The following is a 7,366-nucleotide window of genomic DNA, read 5'->3' on the forward strand; positions in this document are numbered from 1 at the left end:
GTGGTGGGGAGGGCGGCTTTGGCTTGGGCGGTGATCTCGTCGGCGAGGATCTCCTGGCGGCCGGCCTCCAGGCCGTCCAGGGCGGTGCGGACGACGTCGGCGGGGGCGTTCTTCGGGATGTCCCAGTCGGCCATCATGTCGGTGTCGGTGGACGCCATGTGCAGGCCCGTCACCTGGGTTCCCTGGTTCGCCAGCTCCAGGCGGGCGGCGTTGGTGAGGCTCCACTCGGCGGCCTTGGCGGCGCCGTAGGCGTTGGCGCCGTCGTAGGACATCCACGACATCACGGACAGGACGTTGAGGATCGCGCCGCCGCCGTTGGACGCGAGGGCGGGGGCGAAGGCGCGGATCATGCCGAGGGTGCCGTAGAAGTGGGTGTCCATCTCCAGCCGGATCTTGTCGAGGTCGCCGGTCACGAGGTTCTGGAAGGTGGCGCTGCCGGCGTTGTTGACCAGGAGGGTGACGTCCCGGGCGGCGGTGGCCGCGTCGGATATCGAGGACGGGTCGGTGATGTCCAGGCGCAGGACGTCGGTGCCGGGGAGGTCGACGCGTTCGGGGGTGCGCGCGGTCGCGTAGACCTTGGCCGCGCCGCGCTCCAGGAGCTGCTGGGCGAAATGCCGGCCGAGGCCGCGGTTGGCGCCGGTGACAAGGGCGATGGAACCGGCGATCTGCATGGCTGCCTCCGTGGGTGTGCGGTCATGGCTAGACTAAAACCTGACGTTGACGTCAGAGGCAAGGCGCGATGGGGGCCGATGCGCATCGGTGAACTCGCCGAACGAGCAGAGTTACCTGCCCGTAATCCAAGGGAGGGCGCTCGGTAGACTCATCGGCGGTACGCCTGACCCCGATCCGAGGAGCGCCCACTCGTGGCTCTAGTCGTGCAGAAGTACGGTGGCTCCTCCGTCGCCGACGCCGAGTGCGTCAAGCGGGTCGCCCAGCGCATCGTCGCGACGAAGAAGGCGGGCAACGACGTGGTCGTCGTCGTGTCCGCCATGGGCGACACGACGGATGATCTCATCGATATGGCCAAGCAGGTCAGCCCCCTGCCGCCGGGCCGTGAGCTGGACATGCTGCTCACCGCGGGCGAGCGGATCTCGATGGCCCTGCTGGCCATGGCCATCGCGAACCTGGGCCATGAGGCCCGCTCGTTCACCGGCTCCCAGGCCGGCGTCATCACCGACGGCTCCCATGGCAAAGCGAAGATCATCGACGTGACGCCGGGACGCATCCGCACCGCGTTGGACGAGGGCTCGATCTGCATCGTGGCCGGCTTCCAGGGCGTCTCGCAGGGCACCAAGGACATCACCACGCTGGGCCGCGGCGGCTCCGACACCACGGCCGTCGCGCTGGCGGCGGCGCTGGACGCGGACGTGTGCGAGATCTACTCGGACGTCGACGGCGTGTTCACCGCCGACCCGCGGATCGTCCCGCCCGCCCAGAAGATCCCGCGGATCTCCTATGAGGAGATGCTGGAGATGGCCGCCAGCGGGGCCAAGATCCTGCATCTGCGCTGCGTGGAGTACGCGCGCCGCTACAACATCCCGATCCACGTGCGCTCCTCGTTCAGCCAGAAGGAAGGCACGTGGGTCGTCGACAGCAGCGAGATCGAAGGACAGGACATGGAGCAGGCGATCATCTCCGGCGTCGCGCACGACCGGAGCGAGGCCAAGATCACGGTGGTGGGGGTGCCCGACAAGGTCGGTGAGGCCGCCACGATCTTCACGGTGCTGTCCGAGGCCGAGATCAACATCGACATGATCGTGCAGAACGTGTCTGCGGCGTCCACCGGGCGCACCGACATCTCGTTCACGCTGCCGTCGACCGACGGGCAGAGCGCGCTCACGGCCCTCAACAAGCTGCAGGAGCGGATCGGGTTCGAGTCGCTGCGCTACGACGACCGGATCGGCAAGGTGTCGCTGATCGGGGCGGGGATGCGCTCCCACCCGGGCGTCACCGCGATGTTCTTCGCCGCGATCGCCGACGCCGGGGTGAACATCGAGATGATCTCCACCTCGGAGATCCGGATCTCGGTGGTCGTCGCCCAGGACGACATCGACACCGCCGTCGCCGCCGCGCACCGCGCGTTCGACCTCGACGCCGACCAGGTCGAGGCCGTCGTCTACGGCGGCACCGGCCGCTGACGCCGGCCGCGGGTTCCGCCGCGGGCCGTGCGGGTAGGGGGATGGTTCCCGGCCCGCGCGGCCCGTTTCGCGTTCCCGATATGTGTCGTATGCCGCTGAGGCGGGTGCGGGCCGGTGACACGCTCGACGCGGGCCGCCCGTGCAGGGAACCGGCCGCGCCTGGTGAGAGTTCAGTGAAGGGGCGGGCGGACGCGACGCGATGACGAGAGGGTGAGTACCACCATGGGCTCGACTGCCGGGCCGGTCACCGGGAGGAACAGGGCGGCGGGCGGGCCCACGCTCGCCGTCGTGGGCGCGACGGGGGCCGTCGGGGCCGTGCTGCTCGACCTGCTGTCCACCCGCCGGGACGTGTACGGGGAGATCAGGCTGGTCGCCTCGCCCCGTTCCGTGGGACGGCCGCTCTCGGTGCGCGGGGAGCAGGTCCCGGTGGCCGCGCTCGCGCCGGAGGTGTTCGACGGCGTCGACATCGCGATGTTCCACGTGCCCGGCGCGGTGTCGAAGGAGTGGGCGCCGGTCGCGACGGCGCGCGGGGCGGTGGTGGTCGACAACTCCGGCGCGTTCCGGACGGCCCCGGACGTGCCGCTGGTCGTCCCGGAGGTGAACCCGGAGCGGCTGCGCGAGCGTCCGCGCGGCATCGTGGCGAGCCCCGGCTGCACGACGCTGGCGATGATCGTCGCGATCGGGGCGCTGCACCGGCGGTACGGGCTGCGCGAGCTGGTCGTGTCGTCGTACCAGGCGGCGTCGGGCGCCGGGCAGGACGGCATCGAGACGCTGTACGCCCAGATGGAGAAGGTGGGCGGTGACCGCGCACTCGGCCTCCGCGCGGGCGACGTCCGCGGCGTCGTCGGTGAGCTGGGACCGTTCCCGGCGCCGCTGGCCATGAACGTGGTGCCGTGGTCGGGCTCCCTGGAGGACGGCGGCTGGAGCTCGGACGAGCTCCAGGTGCGGGACGAGACCAGGAAGGTGCTGGGGCTGCCCGGGCTGCGGGTGTCGGCGACCTGCGTCCGCGTCCCGGTGGTGACGGCGCACTCGCTGTCGGTCCACGCGGTGTTCGGGGAGCGGGTCGACCAGCGGGAGGCGCAGGCGATCCTCGCCGGGTCGCCCGGAGTCGTCCTGTGCGACAACCCTGAGCTGCTGGAGTTCCCGACGCCCGCGGACGTCGTCGGCACCGACCCCGCCTGGGCGGGCCGGGTCCGGCGCTCGCTGGACGATCCGAAGGCCCTCGACCTGTTCCTGTGCGGCGACAACCTGCGCCAGGGCGCGGCGCTCAACACGGCCCAGGTGGCCGAGCTGCTCGCCGCCGGGCTCACCCCGTGAGGACGGCGCGGACGGCCGACGCGTCCAGGGCCGACTCGTCCGACGACGCGTCCAGGCCCGGGGCGGGCGGGCTTCCTGGCATGAGCAAGAGGGCGCGCCGGGCTTTAGGCTGGCAAACGTGACCGAGACGAAGGCCGTGAAGTCCGAGCAGACGCGGGCCCTGATCGTCGTGACCGCGCTGCGGCTGTTCCGAGAGCGCGGCTACGAGGCGACGACCATGCGGGCCATCGCCAAGGAGGCGGGCGTCTCGGTCGGCAACGCCTACTACTACTTCGGCTCCAAGGAAGAGCTCATCCAGGCTTACTACGACGAGCTCCAGGACGAGCACGCCGCCGCCTGCCGCGCCGTGCTGGCCGCCGAGAAGGACTTCGCCCCCCGCCTGCTGGGCGTGCTGAAGGCCCGGGTCGACACGATGGTCCCCTACCACGAGTTCGCCGGGAAGTTCTTCAAGTTCGCCGCCGAGCCGACCAGCCCGCTCAACCCGTTCAGCGCCGAGTCGGGGCCCGCGCGCGACTCCGCGGTCGCGATCTACCGCGAGGTCGTCGACGGCTCCGACCTCAAGATCGACAAGGAGTTCCGCAAGGAGCTGCCCGAGCTGCTGTGGCTCTACTCCATGGGCGTCGTCCTGTACTGGGTCCACGACAGCTCGCCGGGCTGCCGCAAGACCTACCTGCTCGTGGAGCGGACCGTCCCGCTGGTCAACCGCATGGTCTCCATGTCGCGCATCCCCGGCTTCAAGTCGGTGACCAGGGAGCTTGTCGACATCATCCGCGACGTCCGCGCCTAGCCGGACGCCTGTGGGTCCCGGGACGGACGGAACGGGTCGGCCGTCCGTCCGTCTCCGGGGACTTTCAGGACATACCTAGATGCTTGCGGGCGAAGCCCATCTCGGCGGCCATCTGGGTGATCCGCTCCTCCACGACGAGGGAGCCGTGCCCCGCGTCGTACCGGTACACCTCGTGCGGGAGGCCCAGTTCCGCGAGCCGTCCGAGGTAGTTGTCGATCTGCCGGATCGGGCAGCGCGGGTCGTTCTCCCCGGCCAGGATCAGCACGGGCGCCTCGACCCTGTCCACGTAGGTGAGCGGCGACGACTCGCGGTAGCGGTCCGGGACCTCGTCCGGCGAGCCGCCGAACAGCGACCGGTCGAACGCCTGGAGACCCTCCATCTCGTCCTCGTACGCGGCGACGTAGTCGGCGACCGGGACGGACGCGACCGCGACGCTCCAGTCGCCCGGCTGCGTCCCGATGCCGAGCAGCGTGAGGAACCCGCCCCACGAGCCGCCGGTCAGCACGAGCCGCTCCGGGTCGGCGAGGCCCGACGACACCGCCCAGTCGCGGACGGCCTTGATGTCCTCCAGCTCGGTGAGCCCGACACGGCCCTCGATGGCGTCGCGCCACTGCGAGCCGTAGCCGGTCGAGCCCCGGTAGTTGACCCGGACGACCGCGAAGCCGTGGTCGACCCACGCCGCGGCGGCCGGGGCGAAGGAGTCGTCGTCCTGTGCGGTCGGCCCGCCGTGGACGTCGAACACGGCCGGGTAGGGACGATCGCCGTCCGCCGGCCTGCTGACCAACGCGTGGATGCGGCCGCCCGGACCGTCCACCCACACGTCCTCGACCGGCACCGAGGGCGGCGCGGGCCGGCCGGGCGGGGTGAGCACGACCTCGCCGGACGTGGAGCGCACCACCGGCGGCTCCGCGGCGGACGACCACGAGAACTCGACCGTCCCGTCCGGGCGGACCGCCGCGCCGCCGATCACTCCGCGCGGCGTCTCGATCCCGGTGAGGACCCCGGTGCCCAGGTCGTAGCGGTACAGCTCGTCGCGCGCCTCGTGCGAGTGGGAGATCAGCAGCGCGGACCCGTCCGGGTACCAGTCGGCGCCGATCTCGCCCGGCAGGTCGAGGACGATCTCCTGCTCGGTCCCCTGGACCGCGTCCCAGATCAGCAGCTCGTCGCGGCCCCGGCGCTCGTGCCCCACGAGCAGGCGCGCGTCGCCGTCCACCGGCGCGAACCCGGCCCCGTGCACGCCCTTGCCCGGCCCGTCCCACAGGTCGGCGACCGTCGAGCCGTCGGGCCGGACGACGCGCAGCGCCATGTGGCGGCTGTCGCCGTGCTCGCTGTGCCCGATCGCGATCAGGCCCTCGTCCCGCGACAGCGCCGCCACGTGCGCGTCCTCGGCGTGGTGGTAGAGCACCTCGGGTTCGGCGTCCGGACGGCACAGGTGGACGGTGTTGCCGTCCTCCGTCGTCCGTCCGATCACGGCGAGGCCGCTCGCGCCGAGGGACAGCCCGGACGGGTACGACGGCTCCAGCCCCGGCACCGCCGGGACGCTCTCCGCGCCCTCCTCCGCGCCGAACCGGACGCGCTTCCACACGCCGAACTCGTCGCCGTCGGTGTCGGCGAACCACCAGACCCATGCGCCGGTCGGGTCGACGGTGCCCATCCAGGTGCCGTTCGGCCGATCGGTCACCTGCCGCCGCCGGCCGGTGTCCCGGTCCCAGGTGTAGATCTCCCACGTCCCCGTGACGTTCGACCTGTAGATGCTGCGGTGCGGGGCGTCGCGCGCCCAGTGCGGCAAGCTGATCCGGGCGGCCCGGAAACGCGCCTTCCAGCGCTCGTCGTCGACCATGCCACCCAGTATCGCTGCTGGGCGGCCGGAGTTCGGACGAGTCGGCGGTCAGAGACCGGCCGGGACGGAGCCGTCGGACTTCTCCCACGTGCCGTCCGGGATGCTCTGGCCCGTCATCGACCGCATCCGCGGGTTGAGGCCCTGGTGAACGGTGCGGGCCACGCGCTCGATGGTGCTCACCCCATATGCCATGGACGGCGTGTCCTGCGTGAGCACCACGATCATGTAGTCCTCACCGTGCCCGTCGAACGTGCCAATACTGTGTACCCGCCAGTAACGGTCGTGCCGCGGCAACCAGCCGTTCTTCACGTGCCAGGTGACCCCGCTCGGACGGCCGGCCGGTGTGCCCCAGCGCTGGGATGGGATCACCTTGTTCATCAGCCCCAGCGCGTAGGCGCGGGACTTGTCGGGCAGCAGCGCGTTGCGCTTGGTGAAGCGGCTGAGCAGCGCGATCTCGTCCTGCGCGGTGATCTGCGTCAGCCCCCAGTAGCCGCCGGAGCCGAGCACCGTGTGGGTCATCCCGGCCCGGTTCAGGAACCGCTGCATGCGGGTCCGTCCCACCGACCGCCAGAGCGCGGACGCCGCGTCGTTGTCCGACTGCGTGATCATCTTGTGGGCCTGGGACTTCTCCACCGAGGTCAGCGACCGGTGCTGGTCGGCCGCCTGGCGCAGCAGCGCGCCGAGGATGGTGGCCTTGACGACGCTCGCCGAGTCGTACCGGCGGCCGGACGCGATGGCGCAGCGGATGCCGCGCTTGCGGTCGTACACCGCGACCGACTCGGTTCCGGTGCGCCCGCTCAGCGCCTTGCGGATCCGCGTCCCGAGCTTCCTCGCGATGGCCGGGTGCGCAGCCGACTTGCACGGATTGGCGGCCGCCGCCGTTGAGCGGACGGCGCTCGGATGCGCGGCGTTCGGCTGGACGGCGTTGGCGGGAATCGCCGTGGACAGCACGGCACCGGCGGCGAGTGTGGCGAACAGGGTTCGCGGGAGGCGTTCTGACACGCACGCCACGTTAGTGATCAGCAGTCCCGCAAGCCTGGTGATCGAGGATAAAGATCCGTTCTGATTCGGACGGAGCCGTGACACCGGACGACAGAGACCGGCACAGCGGACGACGGGAGCGGTTCAGCGGAGTCCCGACGCCCGAGCCTGGGGCTCAGAGGGTGGCGAGACGTCCGAGGCCGAGGGGGTCAGGGAGGCGGGGCGGCCGAGCCCGGTGGCTCACGGGGTGGCAAGGTGGCCGAGCCCGGGTTCATGGGTGGCGGGGCGGTCGAGGTCGGGCTC

At 71.4% G+C, this 7,366-nt stretch carries 6 protein-coding genes; 3 read left to right on the forward strand and 3 right to left on the reverse strand.

What is annotated here, in order from left to right; genetic code table 11:
• Positions 1-671, reverse strand: a 671-nt coding sequence (locus E1298_RS41410; RefSeq protein ID WP_131902854.1) for an SDR family oxidoreductase, incomplete at its 3' end; no start/stop codon positions are given.
• 192 nt (positions 672-863) lie between these two features.
• On the opposite strand from E1298_RS41410, the gene E1298_RS41415 reads away from it, so the two are divergent.
• From E1298_RS41415 to E1298_RS41425, 3 genes are all read left to right on the forward strand, one after another.
• The gene (locus tag E1298_RS41415) at positions 864-2,138 is read left to right on the forward strand and encodes an aspartate kinase (RefSeq protein ID WP_131902855.1); all 1,275 of its coding nucleotides are present in this window, start codon (positions 864-866) and stop codon (positions 2,136-2,138) included.
• A 222-nt stretch (positions 2,139-2,360) separates the two neighbouring features.
• Positions 2,361-3,455 (forward strand): aspartate-semialdehyde dehydrogenase, encoded by a 1,095-nt coding sequence (locus tag E1298_RS41420; protein WP_131902858.1) that lies wholly within the window; start codon positions 2,361-2,363, stop codon positions 3,453-3,455.
• A 118-nt stretch (positions 3,456-3,573) separates the two neighbouring features.
• The gene (locus E1298_RS41425) at positions 3,574-4,242 is read left to right on the forward strand and encodes a TetR/AcrR family transcriptional regulator (RefSeq protein ID WP_131902856.1); all 669 of its coding nucleotides are present in this window, start codon (positions 3,574-3,576) and stop codon (positions 4,240-4,242) included.
• 64 nt (positions 4,243-4,306) lie between these two features.
• Here E1298_RS41425 and E1298_RS41430 read toward each other — a convergent pair whose 3' ends face one another.
• Both E1298_RS41430 and E1298_RS41435 read right to left on the reverse strand, forming a co-directional pair.
• Entirely contained in the window at positions 4,307-6,082 is a 1,776-nt protein-coding gene (locus tag E1298_RS41430) for a S9 family peptidase (protein WP_131902857.1), read from the reverse strand.
• Positions 6,083-6,130: 48 nt separating this feature from the next.
• On the reverse strand, positions 6,131-7,084 hold the full coding sequence (locus E1298_RS41435; RefSeq protein WP_243726157.1) for a serine hydrolase: 954 nt from the start codon (positions 7,082-7,084) through the stop codon (positions 6,131-6,133).
• Between the last annotated feature and the right edge of the window lie 282 nt (positions 7,085-7,366).

It is taken from the genome of Actinomadura rubrisoli, assembly GCF_004349215.1.
Classification (GTDB): domain Bacteria; phylum Actinomycetota; class Actinomycetes; order Streptosporangiales; family Streptosporangiaceae; genus Spirillospora; species Spirillospora rubrisoli.